Annotated in this window: 22 protein-coding genes and 2 pseudogenes; 11 read left to right on the top strand and 13 right to left on the bottom strand. The window is 68.5% G+C overall.

Annotation, left to right across the window (positions count from 1 at the left end; all coding sequences use genetic code 11):
- Positions 1 to 178 precede the first annotated feature (178 nt).
- Together ACTMTI_RS39245 and ACTMTI_RS39240 are read right to left on the bottom strand one after the other, a co-directional pair.
- Positions 179 to 1,486: an MFS transporter gene (locus ACTMTI_RS39245; protein ID WP_441125834.1), complete on the bottom strand. Its 1,308-nt coding sequence runs from the start codon at positions 1,484 to 1,486 to the stop codon at positions 179 to 181.
- A 290-nt stretch (positions 1,487 to 1,776) separates the two neighbouring features.
- Positions 1,777 to 2,181: a transposase gene (locus ACTMTI_RS39240; protein ID WP_441125833.1), complete on the bottom strand. Its 405-nt coding sequence runs from the start codon at positions 2,179 to 2,181 to the stop codon at positions 1,777 to 1,779.
- Between the two features lie 491 nt (positions 2,182 to 2,672).
- Here ACTMTI_RS39240 and ACTMTI_RS39235 point away from each other — a divergent pair, with 491 nt between their 5' ends.
- The gene (locus ACTMTI_RS39235) at positions 2,673 to 2,930 is read left to right on the top strand and encodes a hypothetical protein (RefSeq protein WP_441125832.1); all 258 of its coding nucleotides are present in this window, start codon (positions 2,673 to 2,675) and stop codon (positions 2,928 to 2,930) included.
- A 39-nt stretch (positions 2,931 to 2,969) separates the two neighbouring features.
- Here ACTMTI_RS39235 and ACTMTI_RS39230 read toward each other — a convergent pair whose 3' ends face one another.
- Positions 2,970 to 3,896: an AraC family transcriptional regulator gene (locus ACTMTI_RS39230; RefSeq protein ID WP_441125831.1), complete on the bottom strand. Its 927-nt coding sequence runs from the start codon at positions 3,894 to 3,896 to the stop codon at positions 2,970 to 2,972.
- A gap of 142 nt (positions 3,897 to 4,038) precedes the next feature.
- On the opposite strand from ACTMTI_RS39230, the gene ACTMTI_RS39225 reads away from it, so the two are divergent.
- On the top strand, positions 4,039 to 5,091 hold the full coding sequence (locus ACTMTI_RS39225; RefSeq protein ID WP_441125830.1) for a saccharopine dehydrogenase family protein: 1,053 nt from the start codon (positions 4,039 to 4,041) through the stop codon (positions 5,089 to 5,091).
- A 395-nt stretch (positions 5,092 to 5,486) separates the two neighbouring features.
- Here ACTMTI_RS39225 and ACTMTI_RS39220 read toward each other — a convergent pair whose 3' ends face one another.
- From ACTMTI_RS39220 to ACTMTI_RS39205, 4 genes and pseudogenes are all read right to left on the bottom strand, one after another.
- A complete protein-coding gene (locus ACTMTI_RS39220; RefSeq protein ID WP_441125829.1) occupies positions 5,487 to 5,741 on the bottom strand; it encodes a hypothetical protein in 255 nt (84 codons plus the stop codon).
- Positions 5,742 to 5,912: 171 nt separating this feature from the next.
- Complete coding sequence (locus tag ACTMTI_RS39215; protein ID WP_441125828.1) at positions 5,913 to 7,430, bottom strand: RICIN domain-containing protein; 1,518 nt, start codon at positions 7,428 to 7,430, stop codon at positions 5,913 to 5,915.
- Between the two features lie 521 nt (positions 7,431 to 7,951).
- Positions 7,952 to 8,290, bottom strand: a pseudogene (locus ACTMTI_RS39210) (alpha/beta fold hydrolase); the annotation flags it as partial.
- Positions 8,266 to 8,415 (bottom strand): annotated as a pseudogene (locus ACTMTI_RS39205) (alpha/beta fold hydrolase); the annotation flags it as partial. The pseudogenes ACTMTI_RS39205 and ACTMTI_RS39210, both read right to left, overlap by 25 nt.
- A gap of 226 nt (positions 8,416 to 8,641) precedes the next feature.
- On the opposite strand from ACTMTI_RS39205, the gene ACTMTI_RS39200 reads away from it, so the two are divergent.
- The gene (locus tag ACTMTI_RS39200; protein ID WP_441125827.1) at positions 8,642 to 8,998 is read left to right on the top strand and encodes a response regulator; all 357 of its coding nucleotides are present in this window, start codon (positions 8,642 to 8,644) and stop codon (positions 8,996 to 8,998) included.
- Positions 8,999 to 9,093: 95 nt separating this feature from the next.
- On the opposite strand, the gene ACTMTI_RS39195 is transcribed toward ACTMTI_RS39200, so the two are convergent.
- The 6 genes from ACTMTI_RS39195 to ACTMTI_RS39170 all read right to left on the bottom strand — a co-directional run bounded on the left by ACTMTI_RS39195 (position 9,094) and on the right by ACTMTI_RS39170 (position 16,065).
- A complete protein-coding gene (locus tag ACTMTI_RS39195) occupies positions 9,094 to 9,705 on the bottom strand; it encodes a response regulator (RefSeq protein WP_441125825.1) in 612 nt (203 codons plus the stop codon).
- Positions 9,695 to 10,846: a sensor histidine kinase gene (locus ACTMTI_RS39190; protein WP_441125824.1), complete on the bottom strand. Its 1,152-nt coding sequence runs from the start codon at positions 10,844 to 10,846 to the stop codon at positions 9,695 to 9,697. Before ACTMTI_RS39190 ends, ACTMTI_RS39195 begins: the two co-directional genes overlap by 11 nt.
- A 70-nt stretch (positions 10,847 to 10,916) precedes the next feature.
- Complete coding sequence (locus ACTMTI_RS39185) at positions 10,917 to 12,404, bottom strand: SagB/ThcOx family dehydrogenase (RefSeq protein WP_441125822.1); 1,488 nt, start codon at positions 12,402 to 12,404, stop codon at positions 10,917 to 10,919.
- Positions 12,401 to 14,755, bottom strand: coding sequence for a TOMM precursor leader peptide-binding protein (locus ACTMTI_RS39180; RefSeq protein WP_441125820.1), 2,355 nt, complete (start codon positions 14,753 to 14,755; stop codon positions 12,401 to 12,403). Before ACTMTI_RS39180 ends, ACTMTI_RS39185 begins: the two co-directional genes overlap by 4 nt.
- Before the next feature lie 129 nt (positions 14,756 to 14,884).
- The gene (locus ACTMTI_RS39175) at positions 14,885 to 15,217 is read right to left on the bottom strand and encodes a hypothetical protein (protein WP_441125818.1); all 333 of its coding nucleotides are present in this window, start codon (positions 15,215 to 15,217) and stop codon (positions 14,885 to 14,887) included.
- On the bottom strand, positions 15,217 to 16,065 hold the full coding sequence (locus tag ACTMTI_RS39170; protein ID WP_441125816.1) for a hypothetical protein: 849 nt from the start codon (positions 16,063 to 16,065) through the stop codon (positions 15,217 to 15,219). Before ACTMTI_RS39170 ends, ACTMTI_RS39175 begins: the two co-directional genes overlap by 1 nt.
- 125 nt (positions 16,066 to 16,190) lie before the next feature.
- Here ACTMTI_RS39170 and ACTMTI_RS39165 point away from each other — a divergent pair, with 125 nt between their 5' ends.
- The 8 genes from ACTMTI_RS39165 to ACTMTI_RS39130 all read left to right on the top strand — a co-directional run bounded on the left by ACTMTI_RS39165 (position 16,191) and on the right by ACTMTI_RS39130 (position 24,677).
- Positions 16,191 to 17,147 (top strand): hypothetical protein, encoded by a 957-nt coding sequence (locus tag ACTMTI_RS39165; protein WP_441125814.1) that lies wholly within the window; start codon positions 16,191 to 16,193, stop codon positions 17,145 to 17,147.
- Positions 17,144 to 17,860: a hypothetical protein gene (locus tag ACTMTI_RS39160; RefSeq protein WP_441125812.1), complete on the top strand. Its 717-nt coding sequence runs from the start codon at positions 17,144 to 17,146 to the stop codon at positions 17,858 to 17,860. Before ACTMTI_RS39165 ends, ACTMTI_RS39160 begins: the two co-directional genes overlap by 4 nt.
- Before the next feature lie 21 nt (positions 17,861 to 17,881).
- The gene (locus ACTMTI_RS39155) at positions 17,882 to 18,154 is read left to right on the top strand and encodes a response regulator transcription factor (RefSeq protein WP_441125809.1); all 273 of its coding nucleotides are present in this window, start codon (positions 17,882 to 17,884) and stop codon (positions 18,152 to 18,154) included.
- A 21-nt stretch (positions 18,155 to 18,175) separates the two neighbouring features.
- Entirely contained in the window at positions 18,176 to 19,684 is a 1,509-nt protein-coding gene (locus ACTMTI_RS39150) for an MFS transporter (protein WP_441125808.1), read from the top strand.
- A gap of 90 nt (positions 19,685 to 19,774) precedes the next feature.
- Positions 19,775 to 20,026, top strand: a complete 252-nt coding sequence (locus ACTMTI_RS39145; protein ID WP_441125807.1) for an aroma-sacti cluster domain-containing protein — start codon at positions 19,775 to 19,777, stop codon at positions 20,024 to 20,026.
- A 140-nt stretch (positions 20,027 to 20,166) separates the two neighbouring features.
- Entirely contained in the window at positions 20,167 to 21,360 is a 1,194-nt protein-coding gene (locus ACTMTI_RS39140) for a radical SAM protein (protein ID WP_441125806.1), read from the top strand.
- Between the two features lie 3 nt (positions 21,361 to 21,363).
- A complete protein-coding gene (locus ACTMTI_RS39135) occupies positions 21,364 to 23,487 on the top strand; it encodes a prolyl oligopeptidase family serine peptidase (RefSeq protein WP_441125805.1) in 2,124 nt (707 codons plus the stop codon).
- Positions 23,463 to 24,677 carry a glycosyltransferase gene (locus ACTMTI_RS39130; RefSeq protein WP_441125803.1) on the top strand — a complete coding sequence of 405 codons (1,215 nt, stop codon included), beginning with the start codon at positions 23,463 to 23,465 and terminating at the stop codon, positions 24,675 to 24,677. Before ACTMTI_RS39135 ends, ACTMTI_RS39130 begins: the two co-directional genes overlap by 25 nt.
- Positions 24,678 to 24,692: the final 15 nt, after the last annotated feature.

The following is a 24,692-nucleotide window of genomic DNA, read 5'->3' as shown; positions in this document are numbered from 1 at the left end:
TGACACTTCCGTCCAACGCTCGTGACACCGCGCTGAGGGGATCAGGCGCCGCCGACAATACGGCGGCAGGCTGACGCCTCCGCCTGCTGACCGACCCTGCGCCTGCCGATAATCGCTTCGATCTCACCCTGCAGCACAGCGACGTCGACCGCAGTCCTGGCCGGGGCAGAGAAGGCGCTCATCCCGTCACCGTCCCAGCGCCCGTGGGGAGCGAAGAAGCGTGCGCGTGCACCCACCAGGCGAGCGGAAGTGCGATCAGCACCACCGCCTGGATCGCGAGCAACGCCGGAACGATGCCCCAACGGTCTGCCACCAGGCCGGCTCCCAGGGCGACGAGCGCGTAGAGCACGCTGCCGAGCAGCGACGCAAGCGAACCCATCGTCGCGCGTTCCCGGTCGGTGAACTCGCGCTGCAGCAACGTCTGCTGGGCGATTGTCGACATGCCGTAGGCCGGTGATCCAAGCAGCACGGGCGAAAATACCGTCGGCTTGACCAGCGCCACGAAGTTCGCCACGTTGTCGAACAGCTCACCGAACAGCAGGGTGCGGGCCGCGCCCACCCGGCCGATCATCCAACCACTGACGCGGAAGCCGACGAAGGCCACGCCATGGCCGAAGGTGCGCCACAGGCCCAGCGCCCAGAGCGGCCACAGCCCTGCCACGAAAACAGGCGACAACTGGGCCGCGCTTTCGCTGCTGTAACGAAGCGCCGACACCAGAGTCATCCGGCGGAGCACCGGATTACGGCGGATGCCGCGCAGGGCCGATCCGAGATGCACCAGCACGTTCGATTCCAGCGGGCCGTGCACCCGCGGCTCCTGGACCCGCAAGGCGACGAGCACGCACAGCACCTGCGGCACGACCGACAGCACGACCACCACACGCAGCGACCACGCGCCGGCGACCACGCCACCTATGGCTGCCGCCAGTGCGAGCGCGATCTGGAACATCGAGTTCACCCGGCCCGAGTGCCGGGGGAACTCCTCCTCCCGGCCGGCTTCGAGCAACGTGTCGTAGAGCAGAGACTCGTTGTTGCCGCTCCACAGTGAGGTCGCCAATCCCTCCAGCACAACAGCTGCCAGGAGGAGGCCGTAGCCCGAAGCGCCGGCGTACCCGAGATGGGCGGCCACCATGACGACGGCACCGGCGATCATCGTGCCGCGTCGGCCGAGGCGGTCGGAGAGCACCCCGGTAGGGACTTCGAACGCTGCCGAAGACAGCATCTTCACCGCCAGGAGGCTGGCGGCAGCGGTGTACGAGCCGGTGACTTCCGCGAAGTAGATGACCATAATCGGCCCGTACATGCGGAAGTCACCGAAGAAGTTGAACCAGCTCAGCAGGCGGACATTCCGGTTGACAGTCTGATCAGCGGAGTTCGGAGCAGGCGGAGCTGACCTCGACCGTTGAGATTTCCTGCCGAACGGGGCAGCGATCAGGCGTTCGACCAGGACACGTACACGGAGCAGTGAAGAATGACGAGCGGACACAGCAGAACTCCCGGAAAGGCGAACGGAGACGCCAAACAGCGCCAAGGGCCGGTGACACGTGTCACCTCGCCCCGGCGACCGGGATGTGTGCTGACTTTGCTGCTACACGCGCGGCGTTACAAGCCTGCGACTGCGGTCACCAAGGGGCGAACGGAAGCTCCGGTCATCGTTGTAGACATCAGTGCTCCTCAATTCCCCAGGCGGACGGGATTCCGCAACAGCTTCAACTCTAGCGACCGAAGGACTTACGTGTCCGCTGAATCACGGACACAACGGCGGGTAACCGCGCCTCATGGCCGCTTCAGCCAATCCGGGATGGCGGCGAGGACAACGCCGCCGCGGTAGACAACGGCATGCTTGTCGTAGCGGGTGGCCAGGCCGCGCAAGTTCTTCATCCGGTTGAAGAACCGTTCCACGACGTTGCGGTTCTTGCAGTCCTCGCTGTCATGGGAGACGGGCCGGCCACCCCGGGAGCCACGACGCCGGCGGTGCCCCGCCTGGTCTTCCGGCTCAGGAATGACCGTCTTGATGCCACGCGCCCGCAGCATCGCTCGATGGCCACGTGACGAATAGGCCTTGTCCCCGCAGCAGTTCAGGCGTGGTGCGGGGCCGGCCGGGGCCTTTGCGGGCCACCCGCAGCTCGGCGAGCAGCTTGGGCAACGCCGGCGAGTCCCCGGCCTGACCAGGGCTGACAAGCACCACGAGCGGGCGGCCTTTGCCGTCGGCCAGCGCGTGTGTCTTGGTGGTCAGGCCGCCGCGTGACCGGCCGATGCCATGATCGTCGGGCTCGACAAGCTGATTCGTGTCATTCGGTGCCGCCCCCCCGTGTGCGAGAAACGAGGGCGAACCAGCCGGGCCAGACAACTTTGCCGCGGGAGATGGTCAACACCTCTCGGCCTTGATCGTCAATGCCCAGGAGGCGAGGAACAGCGGGTCGCCGCTTCCGGGCCGGGACAGGTCTGGGCGATCCAGCAGGCGGACGGCGCGACCCAGGCCATCCGGTGGGAGGGTTCGTGGTGGAGCGTTCACCCTTTGCCCCGGGTCTCAGCTCCGTCTCCCAGCCCCACCACCGCGGGCTGCGTCAGTACAGGGTGGCCGCGGGTTTTCGATCCAGGCCCTGGTCGTACCCGCTCGTGATGACGCCTGGGCCGTGGGTTCGGTCCCGGTGGAGAGGCCCGGGGCCTGCATGCACTCCATGGCGAAGGAGGGCGTGGTCCTGCACTGGGAGGGCGGGCAGTGGAGACGGGTGGAGCGCCCGATGCCCGGGACCGCGCTGACCGTTGCGCGGGCGGACACAGAGGGAGGGGTGTGGATCGCGGCCAACCCCGTCCAGGATCGCCGGCCGTACCTGCTGCACGTCAAGGACGGGGAGTGGACCGAGCATCCGCTGCCCGAGGGGCCGACCGAGATCATGGATAGGGTGCCGCTAACCAACGTGTCATAGGCCGCCAAACCTCGAAGATCCCTACGTGGGTGTTGTGCTTCAGCCGGCGTGGTGCCGGTAACTGCCGGGCGGTGACCCGTACTGGCGTTTGAAGGCATGGGTGAAGGTGTACTGCGAGCTGTAGCCGACCTGCTGGGCGATCGTGTTGACGGGGGCGTCGGAGGTGCGCAGGAGCCGGGCGGCGGTGGTCATCCGCCACCATGTCAGGTAGGTGAGCGGTGGCTGGCCGACCAGATGTGTGAACCGCCGGGCGAAGGCCGCGCGGGACAGGCGTGCCTGCGCGCCCAACTCCTCGACGGTCCATTGCCGGCTGGGGTCTCCGTGGATGGCGCGGAGGGCGGCGGCGACGGCGGGGTCGTGCAGGGCCGCGGCCCAGCCGGTGGCGGAGTGGCCGGCGACGCGCTGTTCTTCGAACCACGCGCGCAGGATGTAGAGCAGGAGAAGATCCAGCAGGGTGAGCAGGATGGTGTCGGAGCCTGGGCGGGCGTCGCGGTCCAGTTCCACGCCGAGGAGTTCGACCGCGGCGCGGAGTTCCCTGTGGCGCCCTACCCGCGTCGGTAGGTGGATGACCTCGGGCAGGTCGTTCAGGAGCGGATGTGGCCCGGCTCCGTCCAGGAGGTAGGCGCCGCAGAGCATGACCACCGTCGGCGGCCGGTCGGCTGCCGTTTCGTCGTTGCGGCCATCATGGACTCCGGTGAGCGTTGTGGGCGGCTCGCTTACCGGGGTGGACGGTTCGTCGGCCAGACCGTGTGCGGATCCGCGCGGCAGGAACGCCACGTCGCCCGGCCCGAGCGCGATCGGCTCACCCTGAGACGGGAGAAGCCAGCACGTTCCCTGGAGAACGATGTGGAACCCGGCGGACGGCACCGGCGGAAACCGCTGGGCGAAGGGAGCGGACCTGGTCACCCGGCCCGAGTGGGGTCGACCGGTACGCGCCGCACTCACCACATCAGACAGAACATCCACGCAGCCAGTGTAACCAACGACGATCTCGGAGAAGACGATGACGCAAATTCTAGAGCGAATCACGCATTCAATCGTCTTGTGTCGGCGCCTTACTGTGCTGGTGGGCTGAGCAACCGCGCAGCTCCCATCGCGAGGAGATGACATGAAGATCGCCGTTTATGGCGCGAGTGGATACCAGGGAAAGCTCGTGCTCACCGAACTGGCACGACGCGACATCGAGACGGTCCTGGCCGGACGTGATCTCGCGCGCCTGGAGGAGGCCGCCTCGGCGGTCGGCCTCCCCGGCGCGGAACGGCGCTTGGCCGACACCAGCGACCATGAGGCGCTTGTGAGCGCGTTCCGCGGCTGCGACGGCGTCATCAACTGCGCCGGACCATTCACCTCGTCAGGTGAGGCCGTGGTCCGCGCCGCGATCGCCGCCGGCTGTCACTACGTCGACACCTCAGGCGAGCAGCTCTACGTCAAGAAGGTCTTCGACACCTTCACCACGGAGGCGGAGAACGCCGGGGTCACCGTCGTACCCGCCGCCAACGACGGCTGCGTCCCGGTAGACCTCATGGCCCACATCCTGGCCGACCGCCTTGAACCGGTCGAAGAGATCATCACCACCCACGTGGTCGTCGGGGGCGGCGGCATGTCGCGCGGCTCGCTGCGTTCGGTGGTCGAAACGATCGACGCCATCAAGGCGGGAGGCATGGCCTACGACGACGGCGACTGGCGCCCCGGCATGCCCGCCCGCCACACCGCGATCAGGCTGCCCGGACAGTCGGAGGCGACCCCGGTGATGGCCTTCCCTGTGTCGGAAGTGGTGACCATTCCCCGTCACATCCGCGTCCGGCATGTCGAGGGTCTGACCGAGGCGGCGTTGGGCGATCGGCTGAACACCCCGCTCACACCGGAGATCATCGAAAGCCTGCCTGAAGGACCCGATGAGGACAGCCGCCGCACCCAGCACTTCACCTACGTGCTCGACGCCACCAGTACCGACGGCCGCCGCGCCCGCGGCATCGTCCAGGGTCCCGACACCTACGGCACGACCGCGGTGATCGCCGTCGAAAGCGCCCGCCGTCTCATCGCCGACCCTGCCAAGCCGGGAGTACTCGCACCCGCCCAGGCCTACCACCCGACCGCCTTCCTCGACTTTCTTATCCCGCATGGGATCCAGTGGATCATCGAGGACATGCCGGCAACCTGACAATGAGCCTTCTCCGGTAACGATCAGCCGCGGTGTGTGATCGTCTGGACGGCTCGCTGGATTGAGCGAAGGTGCCAGAACGCCGCGAAGTCCCTGCTAGAAGTGGTCTTGCCTAGAGATCAACTTCATAGAGCATGCGGATGGGGGCGCGGGCGCTCACCCCGGCCCGGCTGCGGGCCGGGGCCGCTGCGGGGCTGCGGGGGATCGGCGTGTCGATCGACGGCCTGGAAGCCCTGCACGACGGCCGCGCTCTACCCCGGCGGTCCGCTACGGCCTCGGCGTGTTCGAGTTCGACGAGCAGGCGACGGACGGCCTGACAGCGCGTGGCGTGACCGGCATGCTCCCGGCACCCCACCAACGCCATCAATGAGGTGGAGTTTCCACATGACAACCGCTCACCCGAGCCGCTGTACCACGCGCGTCGCCCCCGCGGCCGGCTTGTTCTTCCTCGCGCCACTTCGGATGGACCTGGGCGTGGGCGTCGGCACCATGGCCGCGCCGGCGCCGGCCCGGCGGCGCGTAAGGCGTTCACCGCCGGCCTGCACGTCACCGGCGTCGTCGCCGCGCTCCGCACGCTGGTCCCGCGCGCCGACGTGCGCCAGGTGCTCACCCGCGACGCCGACAGATGATCCGTCATCGGCGGCTGACAACTGGACCACCTCATGGGCCGCCGCCCCGCGACGCGCGGGGCGGCGGCATGAGCCATGGATCGGCTGAGCTCGCGCATGTTGGTGACACGTCTCGCGGGTGTGATCGCCACGGTTGTGATAGCGGTCGGGATGAGCGCAGTGTCGCGGAGCGTTCAGCTCACCGCTCGTCCATCACGTACCGATGTTGGCTTGCGGCCCGCTGTAGGCCCGGAGCAGGGCCGGTACGTCGGCCGCCGGGTCGAGGGTGTAGGAGTAGAAGCTCTTGGGGTCGAACGCGCTGCCCTTCTCCTTGACCTTGCCGCTGCCCCAGGTGCTGTTGACGACGATGTTGCCACGCTGCACCAGTTCGCCTTCCTCGACGTAGTAGGGGTCCTTCACGGTGTCGTAGTAGCTGTTCTCGATGACGGCCTTCGTCAGACCGCGCACGAAGTTGCCGTACCCGGTGATGTTCTGCAGGTGGTTGTTGTACATGTGCAGGTTGCCGATGTTGTCGGCGCTCGGGTTGCGCGAGTTGGTGTTCTGGAACCAGTTGTGGTGGATCGTGATCTGCGACGTGACGTTGTCCGTCCAGCCGATGCCGAAGGTCTTGTTGTTCTCGAAGAACTGGTTCCACGACACGGTGAGGTTCGTGGTGTCCTTGCGGCTGTCGAGGAGGCCGTCGTTCATCCTGGTCAGCCGGTTGTGGTCGATCCAGATGTGATCGGCCGTGTCGAGCTGGATGGCGTCATAGTCGTAGGAGTCGTCACCGGGGTCGTCGTCCGGCATACGGGTGTCCCGGATGGTCAGGTTGCGGATGATCACATTGTTGACGCCCGCCTTGAGGAAGAAGCCGCCGCCGACGATCTCACCGCTGGTGCCGACGCCGACGATGGTCTTGTTCGACGACACCCGCAGCTCGGTGCCCTTCGGGCTGATGTTGATCGTTCCCGCGACCTTGATGATGTACGGCTCGGCGGCCGTCACGTACCGATTGAGGTCGGCCTGGTTGGTGACGGTGACGGTCTGCCCGCCCGCGCCGCCGGTGGTGGGCCCGCGGCCCAGGCCAGGCAGGGCCGCGAAGCCGTCCGGGGTGTCGGACCAGGTGCGCGGCCCGGTACTGGTGGGGGTCGCCGTCGGAGTCGAGCCCGAGGGAAGCTGGAACGCCCACTGCTGGCCGGCGCCCGAGCCGCAGGTGTCCTGGGTGACGGCGCCGCCGTCGGCGCCGGAGGAGCCGGTGACGCACAGGCCGTTGGTGCCGACGATCTGGTAGAGGCCGTCGCCTGCGCCGCGGAAGGTCCATTGCTGGTTGGCCTTGTCGCCACTGCCGCAGCCCCACTGCTGGAGCTGCACCCCCGGGGAGGAGCTGGCGCCGGTCACGTCGAGGCAGCGGGTGCTCTTGACGTTGACGAGGTTGAACCGGCCGCCGCTGGATGCGACGGCCCGGAACTGCTGCCCGGTGGCGGTGGCGGCACCACAGGCCGACTGCTGCGCCTTGGCGCCGTTGCTGGTGCTGTGGTCCTTGATCTCGACGCACATGCCGCCCTGGCCGCCGACGATGCGGTAGGTGCCGCCCGCGGTGGGCGCTTCGCCGGCGGCGGCGGTTGCGGGAGAGACGGCCGAGGTGATGGCGACGGCCGCGAGTAAGGGCAGGGTCGCCGCTGCAGCGAGCGCGGCTACGCGGCCGGAACGGCTGGGCGTGGACGGTTTCACGACTTCTCACTTCCTGTGGGGGGACAAGACGGATCGTGAAGATGGTCGGTGCCGGCATCCGGCGTGACGGCGTTCCAGCCCAGGGGCGGCCGGGACGCCGGACGGACCCGGCGCGGAGAGCGAACGGCGGCAAAGAGGCGCCGATCCGATCCCATGAGAGATCGACGGCGCGCGCACCTCACGCGGCCCTCTCGGTGGTGTGAGGGCGCGAATCCCGGCGACGCCCTCACATGATCGGGTGATGCGCCCTCACTGTAAGAAGGGCGTCCAATTAGAGTCAATGGCTTTCTGTAATAATTTGTTTCATTGGTTGACGTAACTGGAAACGTCGTCGTAACGTGACGTCGGACATCGCACGAGTGATCTGCCACCGCAGGTCACCGTGGGTCCAGGCGAGCATGGCTGCTGCGTGGGCGGCGTCCCGGCCCGGCATGGCAGGAGCTGTGCGCGTCAACGTCACACCGCCGTTGGCCTGCCCGCGTGCGGCGGGGGTTCGGGGGCGGCTCCGTATGCTGCGCCGGTCAGGCGCCGACCTCGTCGAGGAATGAGGTGATGAGCTTGGCCCATTCCTGGGGCTGCTCGAGGGGCAGCAGGTGGCCGGTGCCGACCTCGGTGAGGCGGGCGCCCGGGATGCGGGCGGCCATGTCCTTTGGGTGGGAGAGGGGGACGAGCCGGTCCTCGGTGGTGGCGATGATCAGGGTGGGGGCTTGGATGCCGGCGAGGTCGGCGCGGACGTCAGCGCGGGCGAACAGGTCGAACTGCGCGGCCATGGCCCCATCACTCCCGCCGATACCTCGTTCAGCACGCGCATGTAGTTGTCGAGATGGGTGTAGGTGGCGCTGAGGATCAGGCTGGAGATCCGGTCGGGGTGACGGGTGGCCGCGCGCACCGCCACGGGGCCGCCGACGGAGAAGCCTACGGTGGCGAACCTGTCCAGGTCCTCCTCCACGGCGGCGGCGACGAGTTCGTCGGCGACTTGGCGCATCCGCGGCGCGACGGTTTCCTCACCAGAACCGCGTATGCCGAGGTGCCACCGCGTGTCGAGTACGCTCGACGCTACCTGCTCCTGGTGCTCAACGGCTTGCGCGCGCGGCCGGATGCGACGCCGATGGCCGAAGCCCCGCTGACCATGGCCGAACTCGACGCCATCATGGGCCGCCCGGAAAATGATCTTCCAGCCTGCTCTTACACGGACCGCGTAGAACGATGCCATGACTGAATCCCCCGCCGCGAAGGTGCTGGTCGTCGATGACGAGCCGAACATCCGCGATCTGCTGTCCGAGGCGCTCAGCCTGAATGGTTTCGCCGTGAAGACGGCATCCAGCGGAAGGGCGGCGCTCGAGGCGGTGGCGCGGGAGCGGCCCGACATCATCGTGCTGGACGTGCGTCACGCTGGGCGCGCTGACTGCGCTGGGTCCACACCGAGCTGGAGGAGGAGCTGCGGCGCCGCTACGGGCTACGCGACACCGTGGTCGCGGACGCCGAGGAGCACCTGGAGAACGCCATCCCCCGCTCGCCTCGGGCGCGTGATGGATCACGAAATTCCCGGCAATGTGCGCAGGTCATAACCCGCACACGATCTTTGTCGCGGGAGCACACCTGTGCACTTCTCCGTTTCCGGCCGCGCGTGATCGCGTGCAAGAAGGTCATCAGGGTGGGGCACTCACCTGGCCCGTGCCGCCTCGATCCACCCGGCCTCCACGGCGATGCGCACCGCGTCCGTCCTGTTCCGGGCGCCGGTCTTGGTGATGACGCTGGAGATGTAGTTACGGACCGTCGCAGCCGACAGGTGCAGCTTTGCGGCGATCTCCCCCGTGCCCGCCCCCGAGCCGATCAGGCCCAGCACGGCCGACTCCCGGTCGGTGAGCGGTGTGGCCGTTCTGCTCATCGCCGCCAGGGCCAGGGACGCGTCGATCACCCGCTCCCCCTGGGCGACCCTGCGGATGCTCTCGGCAAGCCGCTCAGTGGGGGCGTCCTTCAGCAGGAAGCCCTTCGCATCCGCCTCCATCGCCCGCTTGAGCAGCCGGGTGTGGGCGAGCGCGGTGAGGATCAGCACCTGGCAGGCCGGCATGACCTCCCGGAGACGGCGGGTCGCCTCGATCCCATCGATACCCGGCATCTCGATATCGATGACAGCGACGTCGGGCGCGGCGGCGCGGGCGTGGGCGACGACCTCGTCACCCCTGCCGGTCTCGGCCACCACCTCGATGTCGCCCGTGAGGTTCAGCAGAGCGGCCAGGGCGCCCCGGACGATGCCGTGGTCCTCAGCCAGCAAGACACGAATCAACGATGACCACTCTCTCCTGATCGTGTACGACGGGCAGCCACGCCCGCACTTCGAACCCGCCGTCGCCGGTCGTCCCGGCCTGCAGGGATCCGCCGAGCCTGGCCACTTTCCGCCGGAGCCCGGCGAGCCCCGAGCCGCACCGCCTGCCCGCGTCGCGCCTGGCTCCGTCGTTCCGCATCAGCAGGCGGATCCGTCCTTCCGTTCTGTCCAGCTCGATGAGACAGTGACGGGCGTCGCTGTGCCTGACGATGTTCGTGGCCGCTTCGCGTACGATCCAGCCGAGCGCGTCGCCGGTCTCCTCGTCGATCTCGCTGAGCCCCAGGCGCAGGTCGCACCGGGCGCCGGTCAGCTCGATCAGCGCGACGGCCGCCGACAGCTCCGCGCCCACATCGAGCGAGTGTCTGGCCGCCACGACGTCGCCGATCTCCTCGTGCGCCTCGTCGGCGATGGCGATCGCGGACTCGACCTCTCCGACAGCCCGCTTCCTGTCGAGGTCCACCAGGGCGAGGGCCAGCTCTGTCTTGAGCGTGATCGAGGCCAGCGTCTGGCCGAGCAGGTCGTGCAGCTCCCCCGCCATGCGAAGCCGGTCCTGGTCGACGGCCGCCTCCGCCAGCGCCGCCCGGAGCTCACGCAGTTCCCGCACCGATGTGGCGTAGCGGACCAGCCCGGCGGCGACCACCGCGGCGGCGAACACTCCGGCGCTGTTCTGCAGCGCGGCCACGGGTGAGGGGTCCTGCATCGCCCGGGTCAGCGGGAACTCGGCGACGGCGACCGCGAGGAGCACACCAATGGCGAGCCGGAACCGCAGCAGGAGCAGCCCCGCGGTGGCGACGATGAACGGTGTGTAGATCCAGACCGAGCCCAGGAACGGGAGGGCCCCGTAGACGAACGCCGCGAAAAGAGTGAAGGTCCGTATCCGGTTCGGCCGCGGGCCGGCTCCCGTGATCTGCCTGACGACGAGACGCGCGTAGACCACCAGCAGCCCACCGAGCAAGATCCCCGACAGCAGGGCCCTGCCGACGTCACCGGCGACGAGGAATGCGAGGGGGGTGAGCGCCCACAGCGCCCCGGTCACCGCGACGACGCCCCTGGACAGCCACCTGACCTGTCCTTCACCCTCGTGAGCCACGGGCGGCCTCTCCGTATGTCCGGGTGCATCACGGTTTCATACTGATCGTGCCGCCTTCTGGGGCCCCGAATCAACCACCGGTGGAGATCGGATCATCCTCCAGCCATCCCTTGGCCCGCGCCACTCGCACGGTCTCCTCGCCGCTGCGGGCGCCGGTCTCCAGGCGAGCGGCGGCGAGCGCCGCGTCGCGCGGGGCCCCGCCGATGAGGAACTCGCCGACCGACGACTCTCTCGCCCAATCGAGCCCGAAGGTGCGGGCGGCCAGATCCGTGTCACCGCTGCCAAGGCCGCAGGGAGCCATCCCCATCGCGGTGGCCACCAGGTAGAGGGTCTGGTAGAGCACGCCGACGTTCTTCAGCGTGGTGGCGTAGGCCAGGCCGGAGTACTTCCAGGACATCCGCTGAAAGCGCGCGGTGATGGTGATGAGCACGTCGGGCCGTACGAGACCGCCCGTCGCCGTGCTTGCGAGGGCCAGCATCGCCTGCGCGTCCTCGGTCCTGGCAGGCAGCGTGATGAGCCTGTGGCCGAGCGGGTCATAGTGGTAGACGCCGCGGTCCAGGCCCTCGCACCTGCTGACGACGAGGTACAGCTCCAGTTCATGGACCGCGCCGCCCCCCGGATAGGGCCTGCTGCTGGCCTCGTACGGCACGCCGGGCGCCGGCGCGAAGACCTCCCTCACCCTGGCTGCCCGGTAGAGCAGCTCGCCGAGCTGGCGGGCCGTCGGCGGCGCGTCGGCGTACTCGCGCACCGACCTGCGCGACTCCAGCACCGCGGTGAAAGAGGGGTCGGCCGCGGCGGCCTCCTCCAGTGAGGGCCGGAACAGCTCCACGGCAGGGCCGCCGGGCAGGGGTTTGAGAGCCGGCTCCGGCGGCAGCTCCGTCAGGAAGCGGAAGGTCGCCCCGCACGGCTGGTCGTGCCTTCCCGTCCTGCTCCTGCTGTGGAAGAGCAGGTCGTGGAAGTCCCACGCACGCAGCCCCGAGTCCTCTTCCTCGGCGTCGTCCGCGCACGCCAGCCCCGCCGCGACCAGGTGGCTCAGCGCCTCGGGCGACTCCTTGACCATGACGGCGCGGCCGAGCGCCGCGAGCAGCGGCATCGCGGCCTCGGTCAGCGTGACCCTGTGCCTCGACAGCGGGGACTCCAGGACGAGCTCATCTCCCGACCTGCGGACGAGCGCGAACCTCGACAGGCGCACGGTGTCGCCGGGGTCCAGGGCGGCAGGCCGGAGTGCGGCGTCGCGGGCGATGGGGACCATCCGCAGGAGCGGATCGACCGCGCGCACCAGGATCGGGTTGAGCCGGGAGAGGGTCAGGAGCAGCAGGGCGATCTCCTGGCTCGCCCCGCCCGCGGCCACGAGCCTGCCGATCAGCTCGTCCTGCCCGGCGAGCGTGCCCGGCAGCTCGCACAGGAGCGACTCGACGCGGGGAGGCAGGCCGCGCACGCTGAGCGCGCCGAAGGGGTTCGTGATGGTGAGCGCGCCGTCTCTCGGCTCCACGACGGCGTCCTCGCGCAGGCCGATCCGCACACCGGGACTCACCGGGGCGAGGCTTGGAACGGTCACAGGAACATCGTGATGGGGTTCATCTGCTCCTCCGGGGTGGGCTCGGCCTGCCAGCCGAGCTCGACGGGCACGTCGTAGAGGCGGCCGGGCGCCAGCCGCCGCCAGAAGTGGCGCAGGCCCGGCACTATGACCTTGACGACCGGCAGGCCGATGTCGGGCCGGGTCTGGTCGAGCACGAGCATCTCCATCCCGCGCCCCTCGACCAGCGCGCGGGCCGCATCGATGTCGTCGAGGAGATCGGTGGTGAAAGGCTGGTCGTACACCGATGGGGGCACGGGCGGCCCGGCGGGCGCAAGATAGGGGTGCTCCTCCAGGCGCGCGTGCTTCCACCAGGTGAGCTGGTCGCTGTCGGGGAAGTGGCGGCGGGCGCCGCCGTCCTCGCCGACATCGATGACCGCGGGCATGAACTGGTTCATCTCGGCCAGGGCCCGCTGCACGGCGATGCGGGCGTCGAAGTGGGCGCCGAAGGCCATGAGGATGTCCTCGGCCGGTCCCTTGACACGGCGGCTGATGACGGCGGCCACGGGCACGCCCAGGTCGGTGGTGAGGTCGAGCACGTGCAGCTCGCGGTCCAGCCCGGCGTAGACCTCCTGGAGCTCGTTCATCCACGGGTCGGAGAAGCCGGCCAGGTCGAAGGCAGGACGGCGGACGCGGTTGTACCACCACAGGGCCACCGCGTCTCTTTCGACGAGTTCCAGGAAGCCCTGCACGACGGCGTCCTCCAGCGAGGAGCCCGCAGCGTTGCCGTTGGAGTCGGCCCAGGCGTAGACCGGTCCTGCGGGGCGGGGGTCGTAGGAGTAGTACAGGAAGCCGGTGGGCAGATATTTGTGCCGCTGCTCGGTCAGCGACCACACGGGCGTCCACTCGATCACGGCGTCCTCGTCGAGGGGATCGCCGACGTAGTCGTGGCCGCCCGTCACATGCCTGGCCTGCCTGGTGCGATACTGCGCCTCACTGTAAAGCGCGCACGCGTTCGGGTGGACGGCGTCCGCGCCCAGTTCCCTGAAGCTCGCCGCATGCCTGGCCTCATCGCCCTGGAAGACGCCCGAGTAGCGTTCTATCGCCTCGCACATGGCGCTGACCTTCGCCTGCAGGTCGGTCATGCCCTTGCCGGCGCTCTGGCTGCGCAGGCCCTTGCGGAGTGCGCTCAGGTCGCGCGCCTGCCGGGCGACGTTGTGCCCGGCCAGGTACGCCTTGACGAATGGCGTTCCGGTCTCCACCTTGACGAGATCTCTGATGACGCCGGTGACGGGGCTGACCAGGTGGCCGTACCGCTCGGCGGTGTCCTCTGGATGCCGGGAGCGGTGGCCGCCGTCGGCGGTGAAGGTCTTGGACCGTGAGCGCAGCTCGATCGGGAGCCCGGCGGCCGCGGCCATCAGCCCCGGGTCGCCGCAGCCGGGGCACTGGGGCCTGGGGCGCAGTTCGTGGCGGGAGACGCCGAGCCCTTGGGTGTCGAAGGTGGTCACGTGGCGCTGCTGCTCGTTGCGCACCCCTGCCAGCCACTTGACCGCCTCGGCAGCGACCAGCCGCACGCCCGCCTGGCGGGTCAGCTGCAGGTCGGCGATGGGCATGGCGAGCGGACTCGTGCTGCGCAGCCGGTCCTCCAGGTACGCGAGCGACTGCCTGTGCCCTTCCAGCCGCTGCGCGAGACAGCGCCAGCAGCCGCCGCCCTCTCCCGGCTGGAAGACGGGCCCCAACCACAGGACGGGACCGACGGGGCGGGCGAGCAGCCACGGCCGTCCCTCCGCCAGGTGCCGTTCGTTGATCTTGGCGAGCTCCCCGCGGAGGTAGTCGTCGGTCATGACCACGGTCAGCCTGTTTTCCTCCAGCGCCGCGACCTCAGGCCCGGCGGACTCCGGCCCCGCGGACTCCAGCCCCGCGGACTCCAGCCCCGCGGACTCCAGCCCCGCGGACTCCAGCCCCGCGATCTCCGGGCCGGTGACCTCCACCCCTTCGGCGGCGAGCAGCCGGCACAGCTCCGCGCCGGGCACCTGCCCGACGGTGAGCACGTGGGCCCGCCCGCTTCGCACACCCGCGACCGCCGCTTCCGCCTGCCGTCCCGCCATCTCCCAGTAGGCGGCCGTCCCCCGCTCCAGATCCTCGGTGACGTCCACCAGGAAACCGCGCTCTCTGAGCTGGTGGATGACGTAATAGACGTGCTCGGGCGGGATGTCGGGCTCCACCGCGGCGACGATGCCGGAAACGGTGTGCTTGCCGTCGAGCAGGCCAGCCACCGCCTCGATCGACCGGCCGGTGAGGATGTGCAGGTCGCGCTCGGAGACCAGGAAAACCCCATCTCCCTCGATGGCCTCCACCCGGAAGTGGCGGCGAAATCCCGGCCGAGCGTCCATGGGGTTTCCTTCTCTCCAGCGGGTCAGTGCGCGAGCTTTCCGCGTGTCAGTGCGCGAGCCGGAGGCACGTACACCGGTCGTCGGCGGGCCGGAGGGGCCCAGCGCGAGCAGCCTCCACTGGGCGCATGGTCATCGGTTGTCCGCTCCGGTGGGGTGTTGTGCCAGGCAGAAGCAGAAGCTGATCAGGCACGGGGGCGGGGGCGGGGGCAGCGTTTGCCCGTCGAAGCTCTCGACGACCAGCTCGGTACGGGGTTTCGGCGGCAGTGCCGGGGCGCTCACGCCGTCGGCGAGCAGGATGCCGTACTCGGCCAGGACCGAGACGGGCTCGCGCTCGTAGCGGAGCCTGAGGCCGGCGTCGAGCCATGACATGGCGGTCAGCTCGCCGAACCGTCTGCGCTGGGCGAGGTCCCAGCCGAGCGTGTCCCCTTCCAGCCTGTTCTCGCTGAATGCTCCCACTGTCATCACAGTCCTCCAGTCGAGGTGGTGTTGGATGCCGCTCCCGGCGGAGTGGTGGACCTCTGGACTTGCCCACCATCCCGCCGTCGAGGTGTGCTTGATCGGAATTGCTGCTCCTGCTGCAGAAACCCTCGCATCTCTCTCTGAGCCTCCCGGGCCACGTCGAGCATGCGGCGCAGTTCTTTCTTGACGGTCTCGGTCTCGCCGTCCGCGTCGGCGAGGACCTTGTGGCCCTGCGCGGCGATGGCGTCGAGGCGGCTGCCGACGATGCCCTCCAGCTCGCGCATCGCCCTGGCCCGCTGCACCGCGACCATCACCGAGACGAGTTCGGCCCGGGTCGTGTAGAGCACCCTCGCCGTCTCCGCGAAATGCGTCAGGCCCGCCAGCAGGACGGCCGCCACCGTGACGGTCAGCGTCCACGACATGACCTCCGCGAGATCATCCCCGAGGAGCATCGACTTGAGCGCCTCCGCGAAGACCACCGACACGAACGCCGGCAGAGAGTACGGCCGGCCGAGAAGTCCCAGCGCCGCTGCGGCGAGGAAGACCCCCGAGGCCGCCCACCACTCTCCCAAGAGCGGCAGGGGCGCGTAGACCAGGAGCGCCATCGCCCCCATCACCCACCGCCGCCGGCGTCGGCTCAGCGCCGTGCATGCGGCCAGGACGTAGAGGGCGACGACGGCCGTCGCCAGGATGAGGGCGGGGAACCGGTGGGCGACACCAGCCTGGAGATAATGGGCGAACGTGCGGCTCATCAGGAAGACGGCGAAGGCCGCGATTGCCGCGCGGCTGAGCCGCACCTCCAGCGGAGCCCGGGCGACCGCCCGCGGTCTTGGAACCCTGGTCTGGGGCACACAGGAAGCATTGCCACCGTTTGCGGCTAACGCAACGGCTTGACAGCGATCAGCATTCCGTGATCCATAAGCGATCCCATACCGAGGGTGAACTCTTCCTCAAGCGGCGTCCCGCAGGATGCGGCATGCTCACTTACGAGTGCATCGAGGCGGCCCGAAGGCGACGATGGGCCTCGGCGTTGCTGTACCTCACAGATCGGTGCCCGGTCGGCTGCGCCCACTGCTCGGTGGACGCACGCCCGGACGGACCACGAATCTCCGACTGGCCGCTGTTCGAGCAGGTCGTCTCCGTGCTCTGCAGCGTGGAAAGCTTCGAGATCGTCGGCATCTCCGGTGGCGAGCCGTTCGCTGAGCGGCGCGGCCTCGCCTTCGCGACTCAAGAGCTCGTCGAAGCCGGAAAGTCCGTGGTGCTCTACACCAGCGGCTACTGGGGAGACCCCGCGCCATGGGTCCGCCGCGTGCTCGGCCGATCGAGCTGTGTCGTGCTCGGGACCGACGCCTTTCACGCCGCACGACTGGCCGGTGACCGGGTTCTGTCCGCGATCAAGGCGATCGCCGACGCGGGCTGCTGGCTGGTGCTGCAGACGATAGGAGCAGAACACGAGGCGGAGTCGCTGCTCGCCCGCGCCTTGGGAGCCTCGTGGCGCGACCACGCCGAGATCCACGTGACCGGCCTCCTCCCAGTCGGCCGAGCGCGGGGCCTGCGCGCTGTCCTGCCCGCACGTGCCGGGCGGACGTTCGGACCGTGCACCGTGGCCGACGCACCCGTGGTCCGCTACGACGGGCGAGTGTCGGCATGCTGCAACGAGACCGTCATCACCGGTGGCGGACCGGCCTCGCTGCGACGGCATGCCCGTGACGCGGCCGGACTCCGGGCAACCCTCGACTCCTTCAAGGCGGACCCGCTCCTCGGGTTCATCAGCACGCACGGGCCCGGTCCCCTCACCCATCTCGCGGGTCTGGAGGATCGGGAATTCCGGCACATCTGCCAGGTCTGCTGGCGCTTGATGGGACGGCTCGGCGAAAACCGCGGAGGATCGATCACCGCACTGGCCTTGCTCACCGGGGAGAGCGCGCGATGACGCCGAGCCGGATGCTGCGGGCGACGATTTCTCTCGCCGAGCCCGCGCTGCTGGCCGCGAGCGCTCGTCTTTGGCGTGCGAACGATCTGGGGCGGCGTTATCCGGAATACCTGAGGGTCATGCACGCCGTCATCCAGGCCACCGTCCCGCTGCTCACCGCTGCTCGCGATCGTAGCCACGACCTCGGCCATGACCGGCTCGCCGGCTACTTCGAGGAGCACGCGCGCGAGGAGGCGGGTCACGACGAGTGGCTGAAGGAGGATCTCGCCGCCATCGGGCAACCGACCACAGGCACACCGCCACCCGTCGTCGCCGAACTGGTCGGGCCCCAGTACTACTGGGTGCTCCATCACCACCCGGTGAGCCTTCTCGGCTACATCGCGGTCATGGAAGGTCATCCGCCGACCGCCGCGCTCATCACCCATCTCGAACGGCTGACCGGATACCCCCGGGCCGCCTTCCGCACCATGCGCAGCCATGCCGAACTCGACATCGAACACCGCGACGCCGTAGATCATTTACTGGATCAGCTCACCCTGGACTCCACGACCGGCCTCGCCCTGCGCACGAGCGCGCTGCACAGCATGCGAATGACCACCGAACTCTTCTCTCGCCTCGCCGGCGAAGCCGAAGCCATACCAGGGCAATACCGGTTTCCTGGCCGGCCACTTCAGAATCAGCGGCACAACGAGGAGAGAACCAGCAATCGATAGAAGCTCCAGGTGAACAGTCGGATGGCTTCGAGCATTTCTCTTTCGGACCGGGACCTCAACCTACTGACTCTGCTGGCGGCAGGATTCTCTACAGAGCGGATTGCGCAAAGCCTGTACGTGAGCAAACCGACCGCAGCGGAGCACTGCGGCAGGCTGTTCGCCCGCTTCGGGTGCAAGAACAGGACCGAGCTGGTCGCCTATGCCTATGCGCACGGCCTTCTGGAAACGGGTGTCTGGCCGCCACACGCCGCTCGGCAAGCCCACCAGAAATCGTGGGCGGAAACACTTCCATAGCTAGGCCTGGCAGAGGTGACCATGAATGAGCGCAGCGGCAGCGACCTTCCGCTGAGGAGGAACTGGAGATTTCAGTTCCTGTGGGCCGGCGCCGCGGTTTCGTCCCTGGGAGATTCAGCGGTCGGCCTGGCGCTGCCTCTCTTGATCCTCGCTTCCACCGGATCACCCGTGCTGACCGGCGCCGCCACCACGGTCGGCATGGTGTCGGGACTTCTCATCAGCGCCCCGGCCGGCGTATGGGTGGACAGAATGGATCGCAGAAGGATCCTCGTCGGGGCCGAGGCCGTGCTGGCGCTGGTCTGGGGCGCATTCGCGATACTCGTGCAGCTGGACGCCGTCTCCGCGTGGAATGTGGTCCTGCTGTCGGCGATCAGCGGCTGCGCGGGAGCGGTCAAAGCTCCGGCGCACGCGGCGGCGCTGCAGGCATTGGTGCCGAAAACCCAGCTGGCTGCGGCCTACGCACAGAACCAGGCGCGGTCCTATGGGATTCAACTCGTCGGGCCGCCGATGGGTGGCCTGCTCTACTCGCTCAACCGTGCGGTGCCGTTCGCCTTCGAGATGCTCGCCTCGGCGGCCTCCACGCTCTGCTATGTCGCGGCGAAGGTGCCGCGCCGGCCCGCCGAGTCCGGGCGAAAACAGGCCGCCGGCTCCACGAGCATGAAGAACGCGTTCATCGAGGCATTCAGCTGGCTTTTCGCGCAGCGCGGCCTGCGGGCCGTCATCGGTGTGGCGCTCTTCATGAATCCGCTCGTCAACGCCATCTGGATTCCGGTCATGGTCCTCGTCGGCGAACGCGGAGGAGCGTCGCTCGACACGGGAATCATCATGGCCGGCGCGGGAGTGGGCGGACTCGTGGGCTCCCTCCTGTCCACCCGGCTGAGCAAAGTGCTGCCCCCCGGAAAACTCCTCCTGCTGGTCTGCTTCCTGATGGGCGGCTCGTACTGCCTCATTCCACTCCCGCTCGGCACGCACTGGCCGATTGTTCCCATCATCGCCTCGTGTCTTGCCTCCCCCGCTTTGAACGTGGCGCTCATGGCCCTCATGGGTCAGCTCGTCCCGAGCGCCATGATGGGGCGGGTGATGTCGATGGTGACCCTGACCTTCCAAGGGTTTTCTCCACTCGGGCCTGTCATCGGAGGCTTTCTGTCGGGCGCCTTGGGAGGCAGTGGCGCCTTGATGGCGTGCGGCGTATCGCTCCTGGCGATTACCGCTGTCGCGTCGGCGAGCACGGCCCTGCGGAGCCTACGCCGCCCGGAAGAGCAGCCTGACGAATCCCCGCCGAGCGACGGGGAGAATCGACAGCCTCTGGACCTCGACACCATACGGCACCTTCACGAACTCGGGATCATCGTGACGGATACCACCCCGGAAGCGATATCCGCGTTCCGCACGCTGAGCGAGGAGGAAATAGGTTTCCTCACGTCACTGAACTCCCGGATCAAAACCGCGCTGACGCCTGACGTGGTGGCTCACAATGCGTTGCGCGAGCACGTGAAAAGCAAAAGAAAAGCGCGCGGGACGGGCGATTAATGAGGCATACGATCGTAGGGTTGTCCGCCCGGCCGGTCCCGCACATTATGAAATTACATAGTCCTCCACGACCGAAAGGCAAGGGGCATCATGACTTTCAACGCACTCGACGCGCTCCGCGCAGCCGGCATCGTCACCGCGAAAACCTCCCCGGCGGCGCTCGGCGTTCTCAGCGAGCTGAGTGAGAGCGAAGTACAGTTCCTCGGCTCGCTCGACCAGCGAATCAAGGCGGCCATGAGGCCGGAGGTCCTGGCCCACTCGGAAGAGGGCAACGAGGACACTCCGTGCCTGGCCGGCTTCAGCTGCGGCCATTTCGGCTCGGATGGCCCCATCGAAAGCTAGCAGCCGCTTTTGTGGTGGGGTCCGCGCACGAGACCGGACCGGACCCCGAGGCGGCCACCCCCCGCTCCACGGCGTCTTCCGCGGTCCGCCCGGCCGCGGAAGACGCCCCTGGCTCATCGAAAGGCCCAGGAGGCACTCAGATGTTCGAAGGACGCCACCGCGACGACGAAACGCGACCTCGTGTGCTTCGCGGCGAGCGCAACTGGTGGTTCCTCGGCCCCGGCAACGGGGTCGCCAAGCTGTATCCCTGGCACGTCGACCACGATGGCGCGCCGACGGCGGAGACGATCCAATGGCTCGCCTCGCAGGGTTTGCTCAAGCCGCCCACCCGCAAGAACTACAGCCTGACGGTGTTGACCACCACTCACTGCAACCTGGGTTGTTCCTACTGCTTCCAGAATCTGGGCCAGGACGAGTCGGGTGGCACCGCCCCGCCACGCATCGCCTACACCAGGCTGAGCTCGGCCACCATCAAGAAGATCATCGAATTCACGCGCGACCGGATGGCCGAGGCCGGGCTGAGCGGGCTCTGTATCACGCTGTTCGGCGGAGAGCCTCTGCTGAATCCCCGCGGGTGTGCGGAGCTCCTGGAAGCGGCCGCACCTCTCGGGCTGCGCCACGCCGACATGATCTCGAACGGAACGCTGCTGAACAGCGTCCCGATCAAGCGGCTGTCCGAGCTCGGGCTGCGCGGCATCCAGATCACCCTCGACGGCGACCTGCCCGACCATGACGCGACCCGGGTGAAGCGCACAGGGGGCGGCACGTTCGACGAGATCGTGCGGAACATCCGTGAGGTTCAGGACGAGACGAACATTATTTTCTCGCTCCGGGTCAACGTGACCGCGGAGAATCTTCCCGGAATCGACCGGTTGATAGAACGCCTGGCAGAGCGCCTGAACACCGCTCGGTGTGGAATATATTTCAAGATCGTGGGAGATGTCGGGATCGGGTATCGCAACGACGTTTCCGCCTCAGAACGGCTGCTACAGCAGTTCATCGACTGGAACCGGCGTGCGCTCGCCTGCGGTTTCCGGGTGGGCCGCCCGCGCGAAGTCGTGCCATGTCCGGCCTGCTCCTTCACTGGCGGCAGGTACGGGGCCGTGGTCAGCGCCGACGGCAGCCTGTCCAGTTGCTGGGAGACCGCGGGCAAACCAGAGTGGCAGGTCGGCACGGTCTTCGACGGTTACCAGCCGGATCAGATCGCGGCACCGCGCTGGACGACTTGCGAGGAAGATTTCCTGAACTTCGCCGACACGGATTCATGGAATCGCTTTCACGACGCCGTCGACGCCGCTCTCCTTGACGATCTGGCCGCCCTGGGACGCCTCTAGGAGATGCCGGTGCGGTATCCAGACGCTCCCCGGTCGAACCAGCGGGACATATTACATGGAATGGCCGTGCCCGACCCCTATCGATGGCTCGAGGATGCGCGCGACAATCGCACCCGGAATTGGCAGGCCGGGCAGCGAGAACTCTATCTCCGCTGCCGCGGACAGTGGTCTCACCGTACGGAGTGGTCCAGCCGGTTGAGCGAGCTGGCAGGCAACGAAACCACCTCTGCGCCGGTACTTCGCGGGCCCCGGACATTCTTCACCCGCATGACGAAGAATTCCGAACACGCCGCTCTTCACGTCTCTGAGGGCGGGGCCGACCGGGTGCTCGTCGATCCGCTGGAGATCGACCCGTCCGGTGACACCGTCCTGGAGGCCTGGAATCCCTCCCTGGAAGGAGAGTTGATGGCGTATCAGCTCTCCTTCCAAGGGACCGAGAACTGCGTCCTGCTCGTACGGGACGTGGCCACGGGAGTCGTCGTGGACGGGCCGATCGACCGGGTACGCCGCACGTCCGTCGCCTGGTTGCCCGGCGGCGCGTCCTTCTACTACGTGCGGCGGCTGCCTCCGGAGCTGCATCCGGGCGAGGAGCTGTACCACCGGCGGATTTACCTGCACAGGATCGGCACCGACGCGACGGAGGATGTCCTGATCTTCGGTGCCGGCCGGGCGGCCGCACAGTTCTACACCGCGGGCATTTCCCCGGACGGCCGATGGCTCACCGTCTCCGCCGCTGCGGGCACGTCGCCACACAATGAACTGTGGCTGGCCGACCTCTGGCTGAGCGACCCCGCCCGCCCGGCGCTGAGGCCCGTTCAGGTCGGCGACGTCGCGCGGACCCACACCAGAATCGTCCCCGGAACCTCGGGAGGCGACACGATGTGGCTGCGCACGACACTGGCGGCGCCCCGGGGAAGGGTGGTTTCGACCACGCCGGGCGATCCTGGGCAGGCGACGTGGAGAACGATCATCCCGGAACGCCGCGACGCGGTGTTGCAGGATTTCGTCCCGCTCACGGATGACAGGCTTCCCCATCCTGTCGCACTCGTCTCGTGGTCCCGTCACGCCGTCTCCGAGATCACGCTTCATGACCTACGCGACGGTCGTGAGCTGGGTCAGGTGAAGTTACCGGGAAACGGCAGTGTCGGCCCCTTCCACACGCCTCCCTCTCCCGGTCATGAGGCCTGGTTCTCGTACTCCGACCACACCACACCCCGGACGGTTCTGCATTTCGACGCCCTGGACGAGCGGCTGCGGACCTGGTCCCCCGGTCCGTCTTCCCGGGAGGAGGACGATGGCGAGGTCCGGGTCACCGTGGAGACCGCCACGTCACATGACGGCACGCCGGTCCGCGTCTTCGTCATCTCGCCGGCGGGAGGACCGGACCGGCCGCGTCCGGCCATCCTCACCGGATACGGCGGGTTCGGCGCGTCGATGGCCCCGGTCTACAGCCCCGACGTCATCGCCTGGGTCCGCGCGGGCGGTGTCTTCGCGATCTCATGCCTGCGCGGCGGTGGCGAGGAGGGCGCATGGTGGCACCGCGCCGGCATGGGCCGGAGCAAGCAGCGAGTCTTCGACGATTTCGACGCCGTCACCGATCATTTGATCCGGCAGGGTTGGACCACCCATCGCCTGCTCGGCATCGTCGGCAACTCCAACGGCGGCCTCCTGGTCGCCGCGGCCCTGACGCAGCATCCGGAGAAATATGCGGCAGCCGTATGCCTGGCCCCGCTCACCGACATGGTCCGCTATGAAAGATCCGGCATGGGGCCCAGCTGGCGCTCGGAGTACGGCACGGCGGACGACCCTGATGACCTTTCCGCCCTGCTCTCCTATTCGCCGTACCACAACGTGAGGGAGGGAACGGCCTATCCGCCGGTCCTGGTGGGCGCGTTCGAGGGCGACAGCCGTGTCGACCCGGCCCATGCCCGCAAATTCACAGCGGCACTGCAGTACGCCTCCACAGGCGGAGATCCGATCGTTGTGCGCATCGAGCACCACGTCGGGCACGGTGGCCGGGCGACCTCCCGCGTCGTCGGGCTGCACACCGACGTCCTCGCATTCTGCGGCCACCATCTCGGCCTGTGCCCGGAGGGGGATCGATGCGAGTGCTCCTCTGCCCCCTGAGCAACCCCGGCTACCTGTACTCCACACTGGCGATCGGGCGCGAACTGCGTGCACGAGGTCACCTGGTCGCGGTCCTCTGCAGCCCCGGAGCGGTGGCCACGGTCACGCGCGCCGGGCTGCTCGCGTTGAACGTCGAGGAGTACGGCCCCTCCCTGGTCCTCTCGGTCGGCTCCTGGCACTGGATCGCCGAAGGCGCGGCCCAGCACACCGCTGTCATGGACGCGGCTCATGATCTCGGCGCGGACGTGCTGCTGACGTCCATCCTGTGCCATGGCGCCTTGCTCGCCGCGGAAAGGCTGGACATCCCCGCCGTCGTGCTGGGTCTCAGCTCGTGGCTGTGGCCGTATCGCGGCGGCGGACCAGATGAGGGCGACACCGCCGAGCGCGACTGGCGAGTCCGTGAAGTGCGCGGGCTCTACGACGAGATCCGCTCCCGGACCGGCATGGCTCCGCGCCGAGACCGATATCCCGAGCAACCCTTGCTGGGTTCGGCATTCCTGCTCCGGGGACACCCCGCGTTGGAGCCCCCCGGCGCGGAGCTGCCCGGCGAGGCCCTGTACGTGGGGCCGTGCGCGTGGGAGCCGCCCCCTGATCCCGACAGCGTTGCGCTGCTCGCGCAAGAGACGCGGCGCATCGGAAAGCCGGTCGTCTATGTGCACCTTGGCCGCACCTTCGGGGGCGACAGCCTGTGGCCGCGACTGAACGCCGCCTTCACCCGCAGCCCTTTCCAGGCCGTCGTGGAGCTGGGGAGGTCGGGCAATCCTGATCCGGCACCCGCCGGTGACCTGCTCGTCGTGCGCAAGCCGTGGATGGATCCCCTGATCTCGTTGGCGAGCCTGGTCCTCACCAATGCCACCTCTGCCCCGGTCCTGGCGGCGCTCCGGCACGACCTCCCGCTCGTGGTCGCGCCGAACGGGTCGGAACAACCGGTTCTCGCTGCGGCGTGCCGCCGGGCCGGTGTGGCGGTCCCGTTCTCCGACCATCCCGGTCAGGCCGTCGAGGTGCTGTCGGCCGCACTCGCCGACCCAAGGCTCGCTCTTCAGGCGCGCAGGCTCGGCTCACAACTGCGGGCGATGCCCGGCGCCCGCCTGGCCGCGCAGACCGTCCTCGCGCAGAGCTCATCGCCCTCGCCGGTACCGGCGGACAAGCGGAGCGCATCGCCCTCGCCCGTACCGGCAGAACAACGGTAGCCCTGGAGGACAGGC

The sequence above is a fragment of the Nonomuraea sp. H19 genome, assembly GCF_052068215.1.
Lineage (GTDB): Bacteria > Actinomycetota > Actinomycetes > Streptosporangiales > Streptosporangiaceae > Nonomuraea.
The sequence above is the reverse complement of the archived record's forward strand: the minus strand, read 5'-3'. Positions and strand labels throughout refer to the sequence as shown.

Bases quoted from the DNA above. Each gene is read 5' to 3' on its own strand.
- ACTMTI_RS39235 (WP_441125832.1), top strand. From the start codon at position 2,673: ATGCACTCCATGGCGAAGGAGGGCGTGGTCCTGCACTGGGAGGGCGGG.
- ACTMTI_RS39225 (WP_441125830.1), top strand. From the start codon at position 4,039: ATGAAGATCGCCGTTTATGGCGCGAGTGGATACCAGGGAAAGCTCGTG.
- ACTMTI_RS39200 (WP_441125827.1), top strand. From the start codon at position 8,642: ATGACTGAATCCCCCGCCGCGAAGGTGCTGGTCGTCGATGACGAGCCG.
- ACTMTI_RS39180 (WP_441125820.1), bottom strand. From the start codon at position 14,755: ATGGACGCTCGGCCGGGATTTCGCCGCCACTTCCGGGTGGAGGCCATC.
- ACTMTI_RS39175 (WP_441125818.1), bottom strand. From the start codon at position 15,217: ATGACAGTGGGAGCATTCAGCGAGAACAGGCTGGAAGGGGACACGCTC.
- ACTMTI_RS39165 (WP_441125814.1), top strand. From the start codon at position 16,191: ATGCTCACTTACGAGTGCATCGAGGCGGCCCGAAGGCGACGATGGGCC.
- ACTMTI_RS39160 (WP_441125812.1), top strand. From the start codon at position 17,144: ATGACGCCGAGCCGGATGCTGCGGGCGACGATTTCTCTCGCCGAGCCC.
- ACTMTI_RS39155 (WP_441125809.1), top strand. From the start codon at position 17,882: ATGGCTTCGAGCATTTCTCTTTCGGACCGGGACCTCAACCTACTGACT.
- ACTMTI_RS39150 (WP_441125808.1), top strand. From the start codon at position 18,176: ATGAATGAGCGCAGCGGCAGCGACCTTCCGCTGAGGAGGAACTGGAGA.
- ACTMTI_RS39145 (WP_441125807.1), top strand. From the start codon at position 19,775: ATGACTTTCAACGCACTCGACGCGCTCCGCGCAGCCGGCATCGTCACC.
- ACTMTI_RS39140 (WP_441125806.1), top strand. From the start codon at position 20,167: ATGTTCGAAGGACGCCACCGCGACGACGAAACGCGACCTCGTGTGCTT.
- ACTMTI_RS39135 (WP_441125805.1), top strand. From the start codon at position 21,364: ATGCCGGTGCGGTATCCAGACGCTCCCCGGTCGAACCAGCGGGACATA.
- ACTMTI_RS39130 (WP_441125803.1), top strand. From the start codon at position 23,463: ATGCGAGTGCTCCTCTGCCCCCTGAGCAACCCCGGCTACCTGTACTCC.